The sequence below is a fragment of the Spirillospora sp. NPDC046719 genome, assembly GCF_040645715.1.
GTDB lineage: Bacteria > Actinomycetota > Actinomycetes > Streptosporangiales > Streptosporangiaceae > Spirillospora.
The window spans coordinates 1-18005 of sequence record NZ_JBEYYT010000175.1 but is presented as its reverse complement, the minus strand read 5'-3'; the positions used below and the strand labels follow the sequence as shown (position 1 = coordinate 18005).

At 75.3% G+C, this 18005-nt stretch carries 19 protein-coding genes; 9 read left to right on the top strand and 10 right to left on the bottom strand.

Going from position 1 to position 18005, the window contains the following annotated elements:
- Window positions 1–383 (top strand): NUDIX domain-containing protein (locus tag ABZ914_RS27135; RefSeq protein WP_500196684.1); only part of this gene is annotated, 383 nt, incomplete at its 5' end.
- Here the strand turns inward: ABZ914_RS27135 and ABZ914_RS27130 are convergent.
- Complete coding sequence (locus ABZ914_RS27130) at window positions 369–1715, bottom strand: CPBP family intramembrane glutamic endopeptidase (protein WP_500196682.1); 1347 nt, start codon at window positions 1713–1715, stop codon at window positions 369–371. The two genes, ABZ914_RS27135 and ABZ914_RS27130, sit on opposite strands and share 15 nt — an antisense overlap.
- A gap of 22 nt (window positions 1716–1737) precedes the next feature.
- A complete protein-coding gene (locus ABZ914_RS27125) occupies window positions 1738–2679 on the bottom strand; it encodes an HpcH/HpaI aldolase/citrate lyase family protein (RefSeq protein ID WP_500196680.1) in 942 nt (313 codons plus the stop codon).
- Window positions 2680–2718: 39 nt separating this feature from the next.
- Here ABZ914_RS27125 and ABZ914_RS27120 point away from each other — a divergent pair, with 39 nt between their 5' ends.
- The gene (locus ABZ914_RS27120; RefSeq protein ID WP_500196679.1) at window positions 2719–3225 is read left to right on the top strand and encodes a hypothetical protein; all 507 of its coding nucleotides are present in this window, start codon (window positions 2719–2721) and stop codon (window positions 3223–3225) included.
- A gap of 17 nt (window positions 3226–3242) precedes the next feature.
- On the opposite strand, the gene ABZ914_RS27115 is transcribed toward ABZ914_RS27120, so the two are convergent.
- The 3 genes from ABZ914_RS27115 to ABZ914_RS27105 all read right to left on the bottom strand — a co-directional run bounded on the left by ABZ914_RS27115 (window position 3243) and on the right by ABZ914_RS27105 (window position 6991).
- The gene (locus tag ABZ914_RS27115; protein ID WP_500196677.1) at window positions 3243–4133 is read right to left on the bottom strand and encodes an RNA polymerase sigma-70 factor; all 891 of its coding nucleotides are present in this window, start codon (window positions 4131–4133) and stop codon (window positions 3243–3245) included.
- A 128-nt stretch (window positions 4134–4261) separates the two neighbouring features.
- Entirely contained in the window at window positions 4262–4762 is a 501-nt protein-coding gene (locus tag ABZ914_RS27110; RefSeq protein ID WP_190857054.1) for an inorganic diphosphatase, read from the bottom strand.
- 42 nt (window positions 4763–4804) lie between these two features.
- Window positions 4805–6991 carry a SpoIIE family protein phosphatase gene (locus tag ABZ914_RS27105; RefSeq protein ID WP_500196674.1) on the bottom strand — a complete coding sequence of 729 codons (2187 nt, stop codon included), beginning with the start codon at window positions 6989–6991 and terminating at the stop codon, window positions 4805–4807.
- Between the two features lie 217 nt (window positions 6992–7208).
- On the opposite strand from ABZ914_RS27105, the gene ABZ914_RS27100 reads away from it, so the two are divergent.
- Entirely contained in the window at window positions 7209–8213 is a 1005-nt protein-coding gene (locus tag ABZ914_RS27100) for a DUF5954 family protein (protein WP_500196672.1), read from the top strand.
- Here ABZ914_RS27100 and ABZ914_RS27095 read toward each other — a convergent pair.
- Both ABZ914_RS27095 and ABZ914_RS27090 read right to left on the bottom strand, forming a co-directional pair.
- A complete protein-coding gene (locus ABZ914_RS27095) occupies window positions 8208–9659 on the bottom strand; it encodes an MFS transporter (protein ID WP_500196670.1) in 1452 nt (483 codons plus the stop codon). The two genes, ABZ914_RS27100 and ABZ914_RS27095, sit on opposite strands and share 6 nt — an antisense overlap.
- A gap of 7 nt (window positions 9660–9666) precedes the next feature.
- Window positions 9667–10077, bottom strand: a complete 411-nt coding sequence (locus ABZ914_RS27090) for a nuclear transport factor 2 family protein (RefSeq protein ID WP_500196668.1) — start codon at window positions 10075–10077, stop codon at window positions 9667–9669.
- A gap of 75 nt (window positions 10078–10152) precedes the next feature.
- Here ABZ914_RS27090 and ABZ914_RS27085 point away from each other — a divergent pair, with 75 nt between their 5' ends.
- A complete protein-coding gene (locus ABZ914_RS27085) occupies window positions 10153–10761 on the top strand; it encodes a TetR/AcrR family transcriptional regulator (RefSeq protein WP_500196667.1) in 609 nt (202 codons plus the stop codon).
- Window positions 10762–10802: 41 nt separating this feature from the next.
- On the opposite strand, the gene ABZ914_RS27080 is transcribed toward ABZ914_RS27085, so the two are convergent.
- The gene (locus tag ABZ914_RS27080) at window positions 10803–11204 is read right to left on the bottom strand and encodes a hypothetical protein (RefSeq protein ID WP_500196665.1); all 402 of its coding nucleotides are present in this window, start codon (window positions 11202–11204) and stop codon (window positions 10803–10805) included.
- On the opposite strand from ABZ914_RS27080, the gene ABZ914_RS27075 reads away from it, so the two are divergent.
- Together ABZ914_RS27075 and ABZ914_RS27070 are read left to right on the top strand one after the other, a co-directional pair.
- Window positions 11187–11795, top strand: a complete 609-nt coding sequence (locus ABZ914_RS27075; RefSeq protein ID WP_433246195.1) for an RNA polymerase sigma factor — start codon at window positions 11187–11189, stop codon at window positions 11793–11795. The two genes, ABZ914_RS27080 and ABZ914_RS27075, sit on opposite strands and share 18 nt — an antisense overlap.
- Window positions 11788–12759: a CU044_5270 family protein gene (locus tag ABZ914_RS27070; protein ID WP_500196663.1), complete on the top strand. Its 972-nt coding sequence runs from the start codon at window positions 11788–11790 to the stop codon at window positions 12757–12759. The genes ABZ914_RS27075 and ABZ914_RS27070 overlap by 8 nt, the downstream gene beginning before the upstream one ends.
- A 16-nt stretch (window positions 12760–12775) precedes the next feature.
- Here the strand turns inward: ABZ914_RS27070 and ABZ914_RS27065 are convergent, their stop codons facing one another.
- Both ABZ914_RS27065 and ABZ914_RS27060 read right to left on the bottom strand, forming a co-directional pair.
- Window positions 12776–13792, bottom strand: a complete 1017-nt coding sequence (locus ABZ914_RS27065; protein WP_500196660.1) for an acyl-CoA dehydrogenase family protein — start codon at window positions 13790–13792, stop codon at window positions 12776–12778.
- Entirely contained in the window at window positions 13789–14955 is a 1167-nt protein-coding gene (locus ABZ914_RS27060) for an acyl-CoA dehydrogenase family protein (protein WP_500196658.1), read from the bottom strand. The genes ABZ914_RS27065 and ABZ914_RS27060 overlap by 4 nt, the downstream gene beginning before the upstream one ends.
- A gap of 150 nt (window positions 14956–15105) precedes the next feature.
- On the opposite strand from ABZ914_RS27060, the gene ABZ914_RS27055 reads away from it, so the two are divergent.
- From ABZ914_RS27055 to ABZ914_RS27045, 3 genes are read left to right on the top strand one after another with little or no spacing between them, the layout of a single operon-like run.
- Entirely contained in the window at window positions 15106–15942 is an 837-nt protein-coding gene (locus ABZ914_RS27055) for an enoyl-CoA hydratase (protein WP_500196656.1), read from the top strand.
- Entirely contained in the window at window positions 15932–17062 is a 1131-nt protein-coding gene (locus ABZ914_RS27050) for an acyl-CoA dehydrogenase family protein (RefSeq protein WP_500196654.1), read from the top strand. Before ABZ914_RS27055 ends, ABZ914_RS27050 begins: the two co-directional genes overlap by 11 nt.
- On the top strand, window positions 17059–17961 hold the full coding sequence (locus tag ABZ914_RS27045) for an acyl-CoA dehydrogenase family protein (protein WP_500196652.1): 903 nt from the start codon (window positions 17059–17061) through the stop codon (window positions 17959–17961). The genes ABZ914_RS27050 and ABZ914_RS27045 overlap by 4 nt, the downstream gene beginning before the upstream one ends.
- Window positions 17962–18005: the final 44 nt, after the last annotated feature.

Sequence of the window (18005 nt, the reverse complement as noted above, 5' to 3'; positions counted from 1 at the left end):
GGGGGGGGGGGTCGGTGCGGGCGGGCCGGGGGGGTGTTGGGGGGGTGGGGCGCGCCCGGCCGCGGGGCGCCGCCCTGGGCTGGGGCCCCGCCGCACGGGTCGAGCCGGGCGAGGACGACGCCGCCGCGCTGGTCCGGGAGCTGAAGGAGGAGACGGGCCTGGACGTGGTGGCGGGCGCGCTCGCCGGGTCGGTGGACCGTCCCGGCCCGGGAGGCGTCGTCTACGAGATCCACGACTACGAGGCCCGGGCGGTGGGCGGCGTCCTGCGGGCCGGGGACGACGCCGCCGACGCCCGCTGGGTCACCGCGGCGGAGCTGCGGGAGCTGCCGCTGACGGACGGCCTGGTCGAGGCCCTGGAGTCGTGGGGCCTACTGGGGCCGTGAGACGAACGCGGGCTCGGCGTCCTGCGGGACCGCGCCGGGCCCCGGGTCTTCGGCCGGGCCCGCCGTGACGGTCCGGATCCTCTTGCGGCGCGCCAGCCAGACGACGACCGCCGCGTACAGCAGCATCGGCGCGACGTCGGCGGCGACGGCCTGCCACGGCACGGATCCCTGCTCGATGTCGAGCTTCCCGACGGCGGCCGGGCCGAGGAACGCCAGCAGGTTGTTGAACACGTGCAGGGCGATGCCGGACTCCAGCCCGCCCGTCCGCGTCGCGAGCCAGGCCGCGACCGCGCCGAACACGAAGATGTCGAGGATGCCCCAGCCGGTGTAGCCGTGCAGGGACGTGAACGCGGCGGACCCGATGACGATCCCGGGCCACGGGGTGCGGAACACGGCGCTGAACGCGCGCCCGACCCGTCCCGTGCGGGTCTCCAGCGTGCAGGCGCCCACGGCCTGCAGCAGCCAGCCGCGGAAGACGACCTCCTCCGCCGACGACTGGAGCGGCACCAGCAGGATGATCACGATGGCGGCGGGCGCGAACCGGTCCCAGCCGACCCAGTGCTCGCCGCCGGACGAGTCGTCCGGGAGGAACGCGCTCGCGACGATCGACGACGCGTACGACAGCACGCAGAACCCGACGGCGAGGCCGCAGCAGGTGAGCAGCCAGCGCCAGCGCACCCGGCCCGCGACGGACGCGAGGGTGCCGGGCCTGCGCCGCTGCACGAGCCACGCGGCCAGCAGCGCCATCGGCAGGAAGACCGCGATGACGGCCAGGTTGAACGCCAGGTCCGCGGTCGGGTTCCCGAGGATCGTGTCGGCGCCGCTCCCGGTGGCGTCGGGCGCGTCGCCGGTCGCGATGACCCGCACCACGATCCCGATGATCATCATGCCGATCGCCAGCGCCATGCCCGCGACGATGATCGCCGCGCTGCCCACGAGCGGCCGCCACCAGCGGTGCAGCGGCGTCCGCGCCATCCGGTGGAACGGGGTGCCGGGCGGCGGCGCGGCCGTCCACGGCCCCTTCGGGCGCGGCGGCCCGTACCCGGTGAATCCCTGCGGGGCGTAGGGGCCGTAGGGCGCGCCGTACGCCGGTGGGTACGGGTGGGCGCCGTACTGGCCTGGATAGGGCTGGGCCATCGGCTGGGGCTGGGCCGTCGGCTGGGGCTGGGTGCCCTGGCCGGCGGGCCATGTCCAGCCGGTCGGCGCGGGCGCGGGGGCCTGCGGCTCCGGCGCCCCCTCGGACCCGTCCGACATACCGGGATCGAGCGGGGCCCAGCCGTTCTCGTCCCCTGCCATCGGCACCTGGTCCTCTCCCCGCGACGGTTCTCCCATGTGGGACGAATGGTACGTCTCGTCAGGTCGCCGGGGCGTCAAAGCGCTTGGTCCGGGCCATCCCGGCGGCGCGCCCCTTCGCCGCGACGACGAGCGCCATCTTCCGGGACGCCTCGTCGATCATCTCGTCCCCGAGCGTGGCGGCGCCGCGCCCCTCGACGGTGACGTAGTGCTCGTAGGCGTCCAGGATCAGCTCGGCGTGGTCGTAGTCCTCCTGCGACGGGGAGAACACCGCGTTCCCCGCGTCGATCTGCGCCGGGTGCAGCACCCACTTGCCGTCGAACCCGAGCGCGGCCGAGCGCTTCGCGACCCGGGTGAACGCGTCGACGTCCCGGACGTTGAAGTACGGCCCGTCGATGGCCTGCAGGTCGTTGGCGCGCGCGGCCATGAGGATCCGCATCAGGATGTAGTGGTAGGCGTCGCCCTCGGTGTACCCGGGCGGCTGCTCCCCCACCACCAGCGTCCTCATGTTGATCGAGGCCATCAGGTCGCCGGGGCCGAACACCAGCGCCTCCAGCCGCGGCGACGAGGCGGCGATCTCGTCGATGTTCACCATGCCCTTGGCGTCCTCGATCTGCGCCTCGATGCCGATGCGGCCCTCCTCGAACCCCATCGCCCGCTCGATCTGGGTGAGGAGCCGGTCGAGCCAGCGCACGTGCGAGGCGTCCGACGCCTTCGGCAGCATGATCGCGTCGAGGTTCGCGCCCGCGCCCTCGACGACCTCGATCACGTCCCGGTACGCCCAGTGGGTCTCCAGGTCGTTGATCCGCACCACGCGGGTCTTGCCCGTCCAGTCGCCGTCGTTGAGCGCGGCAACAACGGTCTTACGCGCGCCCTCCTTGGCGGACGGCGCGACCGCGTCCTCCAGGTCGAGGAAGATCTCGTCGGCGGGGAGCCCCTGCGCCTTCTCGATGAAGCGGGGATTGCTGCCGGGGACCGCGAGGGTGGTACGTCGAGACCGCATGAGGCGGATGCTATCCAGCGCGTATGAGACGCTTTCCGCGTGGGTGAGCTGAACCGCGCGCTGATCGAAGAGGCGGCGAAGAGGTCGGGGCTGCTCTGGCTCGACCTGCCCGGCCTGCCGCAGCCGCGCGCCGCGTGGCACGTGTGGCACGACGGGTCGGCGTACGTGCTGACCGGCGGCGAGGGCGAGCAGCCGCTGCCGGGCCTGCCGGACGCCGAGCGGGTCACGGTGATCCTGCGCAGCAAGGACAAGGGCGGCCGGCTGGTCGCGTTCGCCGCCGGCTGCGAGCGGGTCGAGCCCGGCGGCGAGCTGTGGGACGAGGTCGTGCCGCTGCTGGTCAAGGAGCGGCTGAACGCCCGGACCCACGAGGGGCAGGCGGAGACCTGGGCGGCCGAGTCGTGGATCGTCCGGCTGACCCCGGTGGACGCGGTCGACGACCCGGCCCCGGAGGCGTACGCGACGGTGCGTCCGGTGCCGACCCCGGCGACCACCGCGGGCCCGCCGCCGAGGATGTTCGGCGGCAGGCGCCGCAGGGTCGACGAGTAGCCGCCGGCGGGTCCCCGTCACATCGGCAGCGTGCGGCCCTCCGCGATCGCGCGGAGCTTGTCCGGATTCGCCACCAGCTGGATGTCCCGGACGCGCCCGTCGTCGCCGGCGGTGGCGCTGATCACGCTGATCGGCCCGTCCGGGCCGTCCACGACCACGGCCGGCCCGCCGTTGATCTCGACCTGCCGCAGCCGCCAGTCCTGGGGGTCGACGCCCTCGTAGGGGCGGGTGGCGATGTTCGCGAAGAACCGGGCGATGAGGTCCGCGCCGTGCACGATCTTCCGCGGCGCCTGGACCTTGCCGCCGCCGTCGGTCCACAGCGTCACGTCCGGGGCGAGGGTCTCCATCAGCCGGTTGATGTCCCCGCCGACGACCGCGTCGAGGAACCGCTCCGTCGCGGCGCGCCGCTCGGCGCCGCCCGCCTCGAACCGGGGACGGCGCGCCTCGACGTGCTTGCGCGCCCGGGTGCCGAGCTGCCGCACCGACGTCTCCGTGCGGTCCAGCGCCCGCGCGATCTCCGCGTACGGGTAGCCGAACACCTCCTTCAGCACGAACACGGCGCGTTCCAGCGGGCTGAGGGTCTCCAGCACGACCAGCATCGCCATCGATACCGACTCCGACAGCTCGGCGCCCTCCGCCGCGACGTCCGGGGAGGTCAGCATCGGCTCGGGCAGCCACGGGCCGACATAGGTCTCGCGCTGCGCGCGCGCCGACCGCAGCCGGTCCAGCGCCACGTTCGTGGTGATCCGGACGAGGTAGGCCTTGGGGTCCTGGACGTCGGAGCGGTCGGCGGCGGACCAGCGGATCCACGCGTCCTGGACGGCGTCCTCCGCGTCCGCGGCGGTGCCGAGCATCCGGTAGGCCACCGCGAACAGCAGGTTGCGGTGCTCCTCGAAGACATCAGACATGATCGTTCAGCCTTTCACGGCCGGGCACGCGCGCCCGCCCTCACCACCGAGGACGGGACGCCCGCCCGAATCGTGACATCGCCGCCCACCGGACGCCACCGCCCACCGAGCGCGCCGCGGCGCGCGGGCTAGCGCGATCCGGCGAGGTGGGCGTCGGCGGCGCGCTCGATGGAGTCGCCGATCTCCCGGTCGGCGACGAGGCGGTCCTGCCAGCCGCGCACGTCGGTGTCCTTGCCGGGCTCCAGGTTCTTGTAGATGTCGAAGAAGTGCGCGATCTCGTCCAGGAAGTGGTTCGGCACGTCGCTCAGGTCGCGGACCGACTCGTAGCGGACGTCCCGCGCCGGCACCGTGAGGATCTTGGCGTCGGGCAGGCCGCCGTCGTGCATCCAGAACACCCCGACGCTGCGGACCGACACCTGGCAGCCGGGGAACGTGGGCTCCTCCAGCAGGACCATCGCGTCCAGCGGGTCGCCGTCCTCGGCGAGCGTGTCGGGCACGTAGCCGTAGTCCACCGGGTACTGCGTGGAGGTGAACAGCATCCGGTCCAGGCGGATGCGCCCGAGCCGGTGGTCCATCTCGTACTTGTTGCGTGATCCGCGCGGGATCTCGACGATCATCTCGATTTCCATGGTGCCTCCCCAGCAGGGTCGTACCCGGCATGCCGGGCCGCCCTACTCCCCCGATGCCGGAACGTGCAGCGCGAGCAGCGTCACGTCGTCGGACTGCTCGTACCCGGCGAGCAGCCGGGCGACCAGGTGGTCGACGAGCCGTCCCGGATCGGCGGCGGCGCCCGGCGGCAGCTCCGCCGCGGCCGCGACCAGGTCGCCGAGCCCGGTGTCGACGCCGCGCCGCCGGTTCTCCACCAGCCCGTCGGAGTACAGCACGACGGTGTCGCCCGGCGCCAGCGAGAAGCTCGCCTGCTGCCGGTGGCTCGGCCAGCCCAGCGGGGTGCCCGCCTCGACGTCGCTGAGCCCCGGGGGCGCGCCCGCGGGCAGCAGCAGCGGCGGCGGGTGCCCGGCGCTGGTGTACAGGCCCTGCCCGGTGGACGGGTCGATCACCAGGTAGGCGACGGTGGTGAACTGCTCGGCGTCCTCGGTGGCGCTGAACAGCCGGTCCAGGCCGGACAGGACGGCGGCGGGCCGCGGGTCGGTGAGCGCGAGCGCGCGCAGCGCGTTGCGCACCCGGCCCATGATCGCGGCGGCCAGCACGCCCTTGCCCATCACGTCGCCGACGACCACGGCGAGCCGGCCGCCGGGCAGCTTGAACACGTCGTACCAGTCGCCGCCGACCTGCACGTGCCGGGTCACCGGGTCATAGCGCGCGGCCATCCGCAGCTCCGGGGAGCTCGGCAGGTCGCCCGGCAGCAGGCTGCGCTGCAGCTGCTCGGCGGTGCGGTGCTCGCGCTCGAACAGCAGCGCCCGCTCCACCGCGAGCGCGCACTGCCCCGCCAGCGCCTCCAGGAACACCTGCTCGTCCTCGGTGAGGAACCGGGTCCGGGTGAAGGCGAACCGCAGCACCCCGATGGGCGCGCCCGCCGCCAGCAGCGGCAGCGCCACCCACGCCTGCTCGCCGGGGCCGCGGCGCCGCTCCGCCGCCGCGGCGGCCTCGCCCAGCTGCCGGCGCAGCTCCTCGGGGTTCTCGGCGACGAACGGGCGGCCGTCGCGCGCGGCGGCCGACATCACGCCCGGCTCCGCGACGGCGAGGCTGTCCGGCCAGGCGTCCGAGCCGTCCGGCCCGGAGTCCGCGTCCGCGCCGGACGGGTCGTCGGCGGGGGCCACCGGGGTGAGCCGCGTCCGGCCCTCGTCCAGCAGCGCGACCGTGCAGTGGTCGACGCCGACCGCGGACTGGCCGACCTCCACGATGACCCGCACGACCTCGCCGACGGTCAGCGCCTCGGCGAGCATCGAGGTGGCCTGCTGGAGCCGGGCGGTGCGCAGCGCGGCGGCCGAGAGCTGGCCGGTGAGCCTGCCGCGCATCTCCTCGGCGTCGCGGCGGCCGGTGACGTCGGTCCCGGCGCACACCCACTCGATCACCGCGCCGTCCCGGCGGATCGGGACGGCCCGCACCTCGAAGTGCCGGCGCCCGCCGGACGCGGTGAGGACGCGGCAGTCGACCTCCAGGACGCGCCCGTCGCGCATGCAGGCGCGCCACTCGGCGGCGACGCGGTCGTAGTCCTCGGGATGCACGGCGGCGATCCAGCCGCCCCGCGCGTACGCCTCGGGGGTCTGGCCGGTGACGGCGCGCCAGTGCGGCGCGTCCTCGCCGGCGGCGCCGTCCGCCGCGGTCGTCCACACCACCGGGGTCGTCGCCTCGACCAGCGACCGGTACCGCTCGGTGCGGCGGGTGATGGCGTCCTCGACCGCGCGGCGGACCGTCTCGTCCTGGACGATCAGCGCCGCGCCGAGCATCGCGCCGCCGGGGCCGCGCACCGGCAGGCACGCGCAGACCCAGACCCGCTCGCCGTACGCGTCCGGCGTGGCGGCGCCGGGCACGGCGGCGCCGGGCGTGCCGGGCGCGGGGCCGGCGGGCGCGGGGGCGCGGACCTCCAGGCCGGTGACGGGACGGCCGTCGTCCAGGACGCCGCGCAGCGCCGGTTCGAGGACGGCCGCGAACTCGCCGTCCAGCACCTCGGCGAGCCGCCGCCCGACGGGGTTCACGCCGTTGCGGCCGCCGGCGCCGCCGCCGCGCAGCAGCGCGCGCAGCGCCTCGTTGGCCCGGCGCAGGCGCAGCCGGGCGTCGAGGAACGCGACGCCGAAGGGCACCTCGGTGACCAGTGCGCCGAACAGCGCCGAGTCGGCCAGGGCCGTGCCGGTCCAAGCCGAGCCGGTCCGAGCCGTGTCGCGGGCATCCGGGACCATCGCCTCATCCCCCGGTGTCGATCCGGCCACCAGTCTAGACGCGGCCTCCCCCGGACGGCGGCGGTCGCGCGAGCCGTGTCCGGCCGCGGCGGTGCGGCCCCGCGGCGCCGCATCATCTGTCGGACATAAGCCGTCGATCGGGAGAAGTCGCACGTCAGCGGGGGTCCGGTTCCGCGGATTCGCTGCGGGCCGCCGCGCGGAAACCGACTATGAGGGCATGACGTTCCCGTTGATGCAGGGGTACGACCACATCAACCTGGTCGCCTCCCTCGATCCCGTCGCGGCCGTGCGGGACCGCGAGATCGGCGACGCGATCCTCGCCTTCCCCAAGCTCCTCCCGGCCGGGTCGCCCGACTTCGGGTACGCGGTGCAGACCGGCGCGGAGTGGCGCATCGGCTGCCTCGGCGCGACCGACCCGTCCGCCGCCCGCTACGGCCTGGCCGCCGACCTGCGGCGGGACGCGGCGGACGGCGGCCACCCGCCCGGCGTCGCGCGGGCGATGCTCGCGGCGGCGGGGCGGCTCGACCCCGAGGAGGGCGACCAGCTCCCGAAGGACGAGTGGGAGATCGGCGACCGGCGCTACCGGATCATCCGGGTGGAGAAGTACACGCTGCTCGGCGACCGGGTGATGGAGCCGCCCCGGCCGACCGACACGCCCGGCGCCTGCGGCGACGGGATGCTCCGCGGCCACCTGCTGGAGCCGGCGGCGCCGGCCGGTCAGTGGGAGGCGCAGCTGAGGCTGAACCTGGTCGGCTTCATGCCGGTGCCGGGGTCCGTCCCGGCGGCGGTGCTGACCGAGGCGCAGCACGCGGTGCGGACGCATCCGGGCGTGGTGCTGCTGCCGCCCACGTTCATCGCGGTCGAGGTCAAGGAGAACGGGTGGGCGCCGCTGACCGGCGGCGACGACCCGGAGCAGACGCGGCACCGGCTGGCCCGCTACTTCGGCGACCTGCTGCCGCGGCTGCGCGAGTTCCAGGGCGACCCGCCCGAGCCGGCCGAGCTGGCGGAGTGGGACCGGGCCGCCGAGCAGATCGAGGCGGCCACCGGGCACGCGTTCACGGCGGCGGGGCGCGAGTTCCGCACCGTCCGCATCTCGCGGATGCTGCGGCTCGGCCGGGACGGGCCGGAGGCCCCGCGCCCCTCCGACCAGGAGCGCTACGGCCTGTCCGGCGCCGTCCACGACGAGGAGTACGACGAGGAAGAGGAGGAGGAGACCTCATGACGGCCGGGCGGCGGCCGCCCGGCCGGTGACGAGGAACACCACCGCCGCGACGGCGCACAGCGCGCCGGCCGCGCCGAGGCTCGCGACGTCGAAGCCGTGCACCGCCGCGCGCGCCGCCTCGCCCGGATGGGCCCGCAGGTGGTGCGCGGCGGCCGTCCCCGCGACGGTGCTGAGCAGGGCGGTGCCGAGGGACGCGCCGATCTGCTGCGACGTCATGACGGTCGCGCCCGCCACGGCCGTGTCGGGTCCCGCGCCGAGCGTGGCCGTGCTGTTGGCGGTGACGAGCACCCACCCGGTGCCGAGGCCCACCAGCAGGAACACCGGCAGCACGTGCGTCCAGTAGCCGCCGTCGACGCGGACGGTCCCGAGCAGAGCGAGCCCGGTGGCGATCACCAGCAGGCCCGGGGCCAGCAGCGCCCGCACCGGCGCCCGGACGAGCAGGGGGCTCACGCACCGGACGCCGATCATCAGCCCGGCGGTGAGCGGCAGGAACGCGACGCCCGCCCGCACCGGCGGGTACCCGAGGACGTTCTGCAGGTAGAAGGTGAGGAAGAACAGCGCGGCGAACATCCCGACCGACAGGCCGAGGACCGCCAGGTACGAGCCGCCGCGCCGCCGGTCGAGGACGACCCGCGGCGGCAGCAGCGGCCCGGACACCCGGGTCTGCGCCCACGCGAACGCCGCCAGCAGCGCGACGCCGGCGGCCAGCGGCCCGACGGTCGTCGCGGCGCCCCAGCCGTCCGGTTCGGCCCGCGCGAAGCCGAGGACCAGGCTCATCAGCCCCGCGGTGGCGAGCAGCGCCCCGACGGCGTCGACCTTCACGCCCGGCGTGCGCGGCACCGCGCGGACCGCGTAGAGCACCCCGGCCCCGGCGGCGACCGCGATCGGCACGTTCACGAACATGCACCAGCGCCAGTCGAGGTAGTCGGTGAGGACGCCGCCGAGCACGACGCCGAGCCCGGACGAGCTGCCCATCACCGTCCCGTAGATCCCGAACGCCCGGCCGCGCTCGGCCGGGGCCGGGAAGGACGCGGCCAGCGTCGCGAGGACCGACGGGGTGAGCAGGGCGCCGAAGGCGCCCTGGGCGGCCCGCGCGGTGAGCAGCAGGGCCGGGCCGGGCGCCGCGCCGCCGAGCGCGGACGCCAGCGCGAACCCGGTCAGCCCGATCAGCAGCGCGCGGCGGCGGCCGATCAGGTCCGACAGCCGGCCGCCGAGGAGCAGCAGGCCGCCGTAGGCGAGCGCGTAGACGGTGATCACCCACTGCCGGTCCGGGTCGGACAGGTGCAGGGAGCGCTGCAGCGACGGCAGCGCGATGTTCATGATCGTCATGTCGATGCCGATCATGAGCTGGGCGGTGGCGACGGCGGCCAGCGCCCACCAGCGCCGCGGGGCGGGCGCGGTCCGCGCCGCGCCCTCCCGCTCTCCGGGAACCGTTTCGGTGGTCACGGCCGCCTCAGAACATGCCGTTGGAGTTGGCGGCGGTGTCCGGGATCGGCTGCATCACGTCCCAGTGCTCGACGATCCGGCCGTTCTCGAACCGGAAGATGTCGACGATCGCGGTGCCCGCCTGGCCGGGCACGCGGATCCCGTGGACGTGCGCGATGACGCGGTCGCCGTCCGCGTACAGGCTCTTGACCTCGGCGCGCAGGTCGGGGAACTCGGCCCGGATGCCGTCGACGAAGCCGCGGAAGCCCTCGATGCCGTCGGCGATGCGCGGGTTGTGCTGGACGTAGCGGTCCCCGATCAGCCGGGCGGCGGCGTCGAAGTCCTTGCGGTTGAGCCCGGCCTCGTAGAAGGCCAGGACGGTCGCCTTGTTCGCTTCCTGCTCGGCGATCGTCGCCTCGTGGTGGGCGGTGGTGGTCACGGCGGAGCCCTTCGTTGACTGAACAGCTGTAGCGCTACGACTGTAGCGCAAGAGCCGTCGCATTAGAATGCCCGCATGGGAACGGCATCGCCCTCCCGCGGGCGGAACCGGCGCGGCCAGGGCGAACGGCTGCGCGAGGAGATCGTGGCGACCGCGCTGCGGCTCCTGGAGGAGCTGGGCGACGACGAGGCGCTCTCGCTGCGCGCGGTGGCCCGCGAGGTCGGCATCGCGGCGACGTCGGTGTACCTGCACTTCGCCGACCGGGACGCGCTGGTCCTCGCGGCGATGCGCAGCAGCCACGCCGACCTCCTCCGGGCGTGCGACGAGGCCGAGGCGGCGGCCGGCGACCCGGTGAGCGGGCTGCGCGCGCGCGTGCAGGTCATGGGCACCTGGTCGCACGAGCACCCCGGCCTCTACAAGGTGCTGCACGAGAGCGGCGTCAACCAGCGGTGCGACATGTCGTTCAAGCTGGACGTGGGGAAGCGCGCCATGGAGGCCGTCCAGCGCTGCATGGACGCGGGCCTCGCCCCCGCCGACGACGCGGCGTCCGTGGCGCTCGACCTGCGCGCGGCCGTGCACGGCGCGGTCTCGATGCGCGTCAACCAGCCCGACCTGCCGTGGGAGCCGCTGGACGAGCAGATCGACCGGCTCCTCACCAAGCTCGTCGGCGTCCGCCTCCCCTAGAGGCGGCGCCTGGAGACGGCACGGCACCTGCGGGTCGGCGCCTAGAGGTAGGAGCGGGCCTGGAGTTCGAACAGCTCGGCGTACAGCCCGCCTTCGGCGAGGAGCGTGGCGTGGTCGCCGGCCTGGACGACCCGCCCGCCGTCCATGACGACGATGAGGTCGGCCATCCGGACGGTCGAGAACCGGTGCGACACCAGGATCGTGATCGCGCCGGTGCCGGCGGCGGTGCGGCGCGCGGCGTCCAGGTAGCGGCGGAACAGGGCGTCCTCGGTGGGCGCGTCGAGGCTCGCGGACTGACGCCGGGCCGCGGCGCTAGCTCCGCACCGCGCGTCCCACCTGCGGGGAAGCGGACGGCGGGCACGGCGGAAGACAGGTGACCGACACCGACGCCGCGAAGGGCCCGTGATGAAGAAGACGAGGACGGGGTGACCGCCCAGGTGCATCGCGACGAGATGCGTCAGGACGACGACAGGGCGATCATCGAGCGGTCCCGCCGGGACCCGGAGGCGTTCGCCGAGCTCTACGACCGGCACGCGCCGGCGATCCACCGGTACCTCGCCCGCAGGCTCGGCCGCGACCTGGCCGACGACCTGCTGGCCGAGACGTTCCTGCAGGCGTTCGGGAAGCGGCACCGCTACGACCTGGACCGCGCGGACGCGCTGCCCTGGCTGTACGGGTTCGCGACCCGGCTGGTCGGCCGGCACCGGCGCGGCGAGGCCCGGTTCTGGCGGGCGGTCGCCCGGACGGGCGCCGACCCCGCCGCGGGCTCCGCCGACGAGGGGGTGGCGGACCGCGTGGCCGCGCAGTCCTCCCGCCGCGACCTCGCCGGCGCGCTCGCCCGGCTGAACCGCGGCCAGCGGGACGTGCTGCTGCTGACCGCGTCCGGCGACCTGACCCCGGCCGAGATCGGCGCCGCCCTCGGCATCGCCACCGGCACCGTCCACTCCCGGCTCAGCCGCGCCCGCGCCCGGATGCGCGAGGCGCTCGGCGGGATCGATCCCCTTGACTTCCGAGAGGTCCAGTTCCATGGGTGAGCTGAAGCAGATGTTCGACGAGGTCCGGCCGCCGAGCGCCGCGGTCCTGGCGGCGGGGCGGGCGCGGCTGCTCGACCGGGCCCGCGACGGCGCGCGCCGCCCCCTGCGCCCGCGTCCCTCCCGGGGTCTCCTGGCGGTCTCGCTGGCGGGCGCGGCGGCGGTCGCCGCCGGCGCCGTCGTGGTCACGGCGCACGGCACGGGCGGGGACGGCCCCGGCCGGATGCGGACGGTCAGCGCGCACGAGGTGCTGACCAGGGCCGCCGCCGTCGCGCGCCTGGAGCCGGAGCTCCGTCCCCGCGCCGACCAGTACCTCTACATCCGCTCCGTGGTCGCGTGGGGGCCGGGGAAGGTCGCGCCGGAGAAGCGCCCCGGGCAGGAGACGCGCGAGCGCTGGTTGTCGGTCGACGGCTCCAAGCCCGGCCTGCAGCGCGTCCCCTGCCGCCGCCAGCGCGCGAAGCCGTGCACAGGCCCGATCCCGATCGCCGACAAGAGCCAGCCCGTTCCCCGGACGGACAGCTACATGTGGATGGTGAAGCACCTGCCGGGGCTGCTCGACTACTGGCGGCCGCAGCTCCGCCACCCCCTGCCGCCCGAGAAGACCGACCGGCCGTACGGGTCGTGGAGCTGGTACGGGATCGGCGACATCGTCGGCGGCTACCTGCCGCCGAAGCTGCGCGCCCAGGTCTTCGAGTTCCTCGGCGACGTGCCTGGGGTCAGGGTGGACGAGCACGCGACCGACGCCCTCGGGCGGCCCGGCATCGGGCTGTCCAAGGACTCCGAAGGCGCCCGGCTGGAGCTGGTCTTCGACCGCTCCACCTACCGGTTCCTGGGCGACCACTACCTCGACCTGACGCCGCGTCCGGAGGGCGGCGATCCGACGGACGAGCCCGACAGCGGCGCCGGCGAGGAGCGGACCACCGTCCTCGAGGTGGGCGTGGCGGACCGGCCGCCCGCCCGCGGCTGAACCGGGACGGGCGTCCCTAGAGGTCGCCGCCCGCCGTGATCAGGGGCCAGAGCCCTCCGGTGCCCGCGTCGACGGCGCGGGCACCGAGGGCCTCGCCCCATTCGGCCTCGTTGCCGCACTCGTCGCGCCACGCCCACAGCCGGGTGGTGGCGTGCCGGAGGCCGTGCTCGTCGGTGAACCCGATCGCGCCGTGGACCTGGTGGGCGAGGCGGCACACCGTCCCGGCGGCCTCGCTCGCCGCCGCCTTCGCCGCGGCGATCGCGAAGCCGGTGCCCTCGGCGGCCGCGGCCTGCGCCGCGACGGAGGCCATCAGCGTCTCGCCCGCCATCTCGGCGAGATGCTGCTGGACGGCCTGGAACCGCGCCAGCGGACGGCCGAACTGGACGCGCTCGCCCGCGTACCGGACCGCGAGGTCGGTGGCCGTCTCCATCGCCCCGGCCATGAGCGCCGCCCGGCCGAGCGCGCCGCGCTCCCGGAACGCCCGCGCTGTCGCCGCCGAGGCGAGCACGCGGGCGGGAGCTGCGTCGTGCAGGTGGACGGTGTCGCGCGGTTCGCCCGCGAGGTTCGCGCCTTCGTCGACCTCGTAGCCGCCGCGCGGGACGAACGCGACGTGTCCCGCGACCAAGACCGCGATGCCCTCCGCGTGCCGCGCCCACGGGACACGCGGCAGCGTGCCTGTCAGCGTCCACGCGCCGCCGTCGTCCTGCCGGAGCGCGACGTCCGGTCCCGCGACGGCGGCGGTCAGCGGCCCGGAGGGGACGTCCGCGCCGGCGTCCGCGAGCAGCCATCCGGCCAGCAGCGCGGTCTCCGCCAGCGGGACGGCCGCCGCGCGCCGGCCCAGCACCCGCAGCACCTCGGCCGTGGTGGCGAGGTCGGCCCCGGCGCCGCCGCGCTCCTCGGGGACGGGCAGCAGCGTCACGCCGATCCGCTCCAGCTCGTCCCACAGGCGCGGGTTCCAGCTCTCGCCGGGGTCGGCGTGGCGGGCGCACACCGCGCCCACGGTCTCGACCAGGTCCCGGACGATGTCGTTCACCGGGTCTCCCCCTTCGGCAGCACCGACTTGGCGACGACGCCGCGCAGGATCTCGTTGGTCCCGCCCCGGAGGGTGAACCCGGGGCTGTGCAGGACGGACTGCGCCAGCAGGTGCGCGAGCGGATCGGACGACGCGAGGTCGGGCTCGGCCCGGGCGAGCAGCCGGACCGTCTCGACCAGCGCGCCCTCGAACCGGGTGCCGAGGTCCTTGACGGCGGCGGCCTCGGTGGCGGGCGCGTCCCCGGCGGCGAGCCGCGCCGCGACCGCGAGGGACATCCGCCGCAGCGCCCACAGCCGCGCGACGACCATCCCGATCCGGGCCCGGTCGCCGGCGTCCGCGCCGCGCTCGGCGAGCCGTCCGGCGGCGGCCGCGAGCAGCGGGAACGTGCTGAGGATCCGCTCGGGTCCGCTGCGCTCGAACGCCAGCTCGCCGGTCACCTGCCGCCAGCCGTCGCCGACCGTGCCGAGGACGCGGTCGTCGGGCACGAACACGTCGGTGAGGACGACCTCGTTGAAGTGGTGCTCGCCGGTCAGCAACCGGATCGGGCGGATCTCCAGGCCGGGCGCGCCGAGGTCGACGATCAGCTGGGTGAGGCCCTCGTGCCGGCCCGGCCCGGGCGGTCCCGTCCGGACCAGCGCGATCATGGCGTGCGCGAGGTGGGCGCCGCTCGTCCACACCTTGGCGCCGTTGACGGTCCAGCCGCCGTCGGCGCGCTCGGCCCGGGTCCGGACGGACGCGAGGTCGGAGCCGGAGTCGGGTTCGGACATGCCGATCGCGAAGTGGATCTCGCCGCGCGCGATGCCGGGCAGGTAGGCGCGGCGCTGCTCCTCGGTGCCGAACGTGAGCAGCGACGGCCCGGACTGCCGGTCGGCGATCCAGTGCGCGGCGACCGGCGCGCCGGCCGCGAGCAGCTCCTCGGTGACGACGAACCGGGCGAGGGACCCGGCCCCGCTCCCGCCGTACTCGCGGGGGAACGTCATGCCGATCCAGCCGCGCTCGCCGAGCCGCCGGCTGAACGCGGGATCCCAGCCCGCCAGCCAGTTGTCGGCGTGCGGGGCGATCCGCCCGGCGGCGATCTCCTCGGCGAGGAACGCGCGGACGTCCCGGCGCAGCTCGTCCAGCTCGGGCGGCAGCGCCGCCGCGTCCAGTCTCAGTGCGGGCACGGCCCCTTCTTACCGGATCCCGCCGGAACGGGGTTCGGCGGGATCCGGCCGAGGGCGGGGCGCGCATCCCGCTGGACGGGAGGCGATGGCGGGGGCGGTGGACGGCGGCGGCTACTCTACCAAACAGTTGTTAGAAAGAAGGGAGGCGACGTGGTCGTCGAGTACGAGCGGCGCGGCGCCGTCGCGGTCGTCACGATGAACCGGCCGGAGTACCGCAACGCGCAGAACTCCGCCATGACGTACGCCCTCGACGAGGCGTTCTACCGCGCCGCCGAGGACGACGGCGTCGCGGTGATCGTGCTGGCCGGGGCGGGGCCGCACTTCTCCGCCGGGCACGACATCGGCACCCCGGGACGGGACGCCGACGCGACGTTCCCGCGCCGCGCGGGGATGTGGTGGGACCACGTCGGCAAGGCGGGCGCGGAGAGCCGGTTCGCCCGCGAGTCGGAGGTGTACCTCGGGATGTGCCGCCGCTGGCGGGAGATCCCGAAGCCGATGATCGCGTCGGTGCAGGGCGCGTGCGTGGCGGGCGGGCTGATGCTGGCCTGGGTGTGCGACCTGATCGTGGCGTCGGACGACGCGTTCTTCGCCGACCCGGTCGTCCGGATGGGCATCCCGGGCGTGGAGTACTTCGCGCACCCGTGGGTGATGCCGCCGCGCGTCGCCAAGGAGTTCCTCTACACCGGCGACCGGATGCCCGCGTCCCGCGCGTACGAGCTGGGCTGGGTCAACCGGGTCGTCGCGCGCGACGCGCTGGAGGAGGAGACCCTCGCCCTCGCGGGGCGGATCGCCGCGATGCCGCGGATGGGCCTCGCGCTCACCAAGAAGGCCGTGAACCAGGCCGAGGACCTCCAGGGCATGCACGCGGGCATGGACGCGGTGTTCGGCCTGCACCATCTCGCCCACGCGCACAACGCGGAGACCGGCGGCGACCCGCTGGGCGGGCAGGACGTCAGGAGCATGAGGGAGGCACCGCATGGATCTTGAATTCGGGGCGGCGGACGAGGCGTTCCGCGCCGAGGTACGCGGCTGGCTGCGCGCGAACGTGCCGGCCGAGCCGCTGCCGTCGCTGGAGACCGAGGAGGGCTTCGCGCTCCACCGGGAGTGGGAGCGCCGGCTGGGCGGGGCGCGGCTCGGCGTCGTGTCGTGGCCGGAGGAGTACGGCGGGCGCGGCGTCTCCGTCCTCCAGTGGCTGATCTTCGAGGAGGAGTACTACGCGGCGAACGCGCCGGGCCGGGTGAGCCAGAACGGCATCAACCTGCTGGCGCCGACGCTGCTCAAGCACGGCACGCCCGAGCAGCTCGCGCGGATCCTGCCGCCGATGGCCGCGGGCGAGGTGATCTGGGCGCAGGCGTGGTCGGAGCCCGGCGCGGGCAGCGACCTCGCCGCGCTGCGCTCCACCGCGACCCGCACCGACGGCGGATGGCTGCTGAACGGCCAGAAGACGTGGAGCTCGCGCGCCGCGTTCGCCGACCGGGGCTTCGGCCTGTTCCGCTCCGACCCCGAGTCGTCGCGGCACAAGGGCCTGACGTACCTGATGTTCCCGCTGGACGCCGAGGGCGTGACGGTCCGCCCGATCGGCCGGCTGGACGGCAAGCCGGCCTTCGCCGAGCTGTTCCTGGACGGGGTGTTCGTCCCGGACGAGGACGTCATCGGCGCGCCCGGCGACGGCTGGCGGGTCGCGATGAGCACCGCGGGCAACGAGCGCGGGCTCACGCTGCGCAGCCCCGGCCGGTTCACCGCCGCGACCGAGCGGCTCGTCGAGCTGTGGAAGGAGCGCGCCGACCCGTCCGACACGGCGCTGCGCGACCGCGTCGCGGACGCGTGGATCCGGTCCCGCGCGTACCGGCTGAAGGGCTTCGAGACGATCTCCCGGGACGACGACATCGGCGCGGAGTCCAGCCTCAACAAGATCTTCTGGTCGGAGCTGGACGTGGCGCTGCACGAGACCGCGCTGGACCTGCTCGGCCCGGACGGCGAGCTCGACTCCGACTGGCTGGAGGGCTACGTGTTCTCCCTGGCCGGCCCGATCTACGCGGGCACCAACGAGATCCAGCGCAACGTGATCGCCGAGCGGCTGCTCGGCCTCCCGAGGGGGTCCCGGTGAAGTTCGTCCTCTCCGCCGAGCAGCGGATGTTCGGCGAGACGCTGCGCCGGCTGCTGGCCGGCGCGGAAACCGCGAAGGCCGTCCGCGCGTGGGCGGCGGGCGACACGGCGCCGGGCCGGGCGCTGTGGTCGCAGGCCGCCGAGGCGGGCGTGTTCGCGCTGGCCGTCCCGGAGGAGCACGGCGGCGCCGGGCTGCTCCCCGTCGAGCTGGCCGTCGCGATGGAGGAGCTGGGGCGCGCCGCCGTGCCCGGCCCGTACGTCGAGACGCTCGCCGCGGCCGAGTTCCTGGGCGACGGGGACCTGCTGGCGAGGATCGCCGAGGGCGAGGCGCTGGTGTCGGTCGCCGTCCCGCACGCGCTGGACGCCGACGTCGCGGACCTGGTCGTCGCCGCCGACGGGACCGCCGTACGGGCCGGCGAGCGCGTCGCGTCCCTCGACCCGGCCCGCCGCCTGTTCCGGGTGGACGGCGCGCCGTCCGGCCGCACCGACCTCGGCGTGCTGCTGTGCGCCGCGCAGCAGGTCGGCCTCGGCCGCGCCCTGCTGGACGTGTCGGTGGAGTACGCGAAGACCCGGCAGCAGTTCGGGCGCCCGATCGGCGAGTACCAGGCCGTCAAGCACCACCTCGCCACCGCGATGGTGGAGCTGGAGTTCGCGCGGCCGCTCGTCTACGGCGCGGCCCTGTCGTACGGGACGGGCGACTTCGCGCGGGACGCGTCGGCCGCGAAGGTCGCCGCGTCCGACGCGTCGTACCTCGCGGCGAAGACGGCGCTGCAGGTGCACGCCGCCATCGGCTACACCGACGAGTACGACCCGTCCCTGTGGATCCGCAAGGCCCGCGCCCTGTACTCGGCCTGGGGCACCCCCGCCGAGCACCGCGCCCGCGTCGTCGCCGCCCTCTGACGTTCTTCCTGCGGCGGGTCGCCGTTCACGGAAGGCCCCGTGAC

Excerpts from the sequence above, each read along its gene's own strand:
- ABZ914_RS27080 (WP_500196665.1), bottom strand. The coding sequence starts at position 11,204 with ATGCACCTGGGCGGTCACCCCGTCCTCGTCTTCTTCATCACGGGCCCT.
- ABZ914_RS27085 (WP_500196667.1), top strand. The coding sequence starts at position 10,153 with ATGGGAACGGCATCGCCCTCCCGCGGGCGGAACCGGCGCGGCCAGGGC.
- ABZ914_RS27110 (WP_190857054.1), bottom strand. The coding sequence starts at position 4,762 with ATGGAAATCGAGATGATCGTCGAGATCCCGCGCGGATCACGCAACAAG.
- ABZ914_RS27125 (WP_500196680.1), bottom strand. The coding sequence starts at position 2,679 with ATGCGGTCTCGACGTACCACCCTCGCGGTCCCCGGCAGCAATCCCCGC.
- ABZ914_RS27100 (WP_500196672.1), top strand. The coding sequence starts at position 7,209 with ATGACGTTCCCGTTGATGCAGGGGTACGACCACATCAACCTGGTCGCC.
- ABZ914_RS27050 (WP_500196654.1), top strand. The coding sequence starts at position 15,932 with ATGGATCTTGAATTCGGGGCGGCGGACGAGGCGTTCCGCGCCGAGGTA.
- ABZ914_RS27115 (WP_500196677.1), bottom strand. The coding sequence starts at position 4,133 with ATGTCTGATGTCTTCGAGGAGCACCGCAACCTGCTGTTCGCGGTGGCC.
- ABZ914_RS27105 (WP_500196674.1), bottom strand. The coding sequence starts at position 6,991 with ATGGTCCCGGATGCCCGCGACACGGCTCGGACCGGCTCGGCTTGGACC.
- ABZ914_RS27130 (WP_500196682.1), bottom strand. The coding sequence starts at position 1,715 with ATGGGAGAACCGTCGCGGGGAGAGGACCAGGTGCCGATGGCAGGGGAC.
- ABZ914_RS27070 (WP_500196663.1), top strand. The coding sequence starts at position 11,788 with ATGGGTGAGCTGAAGCAGATGTTCGACGAGGTCCGGCCGCCGAGCGCC.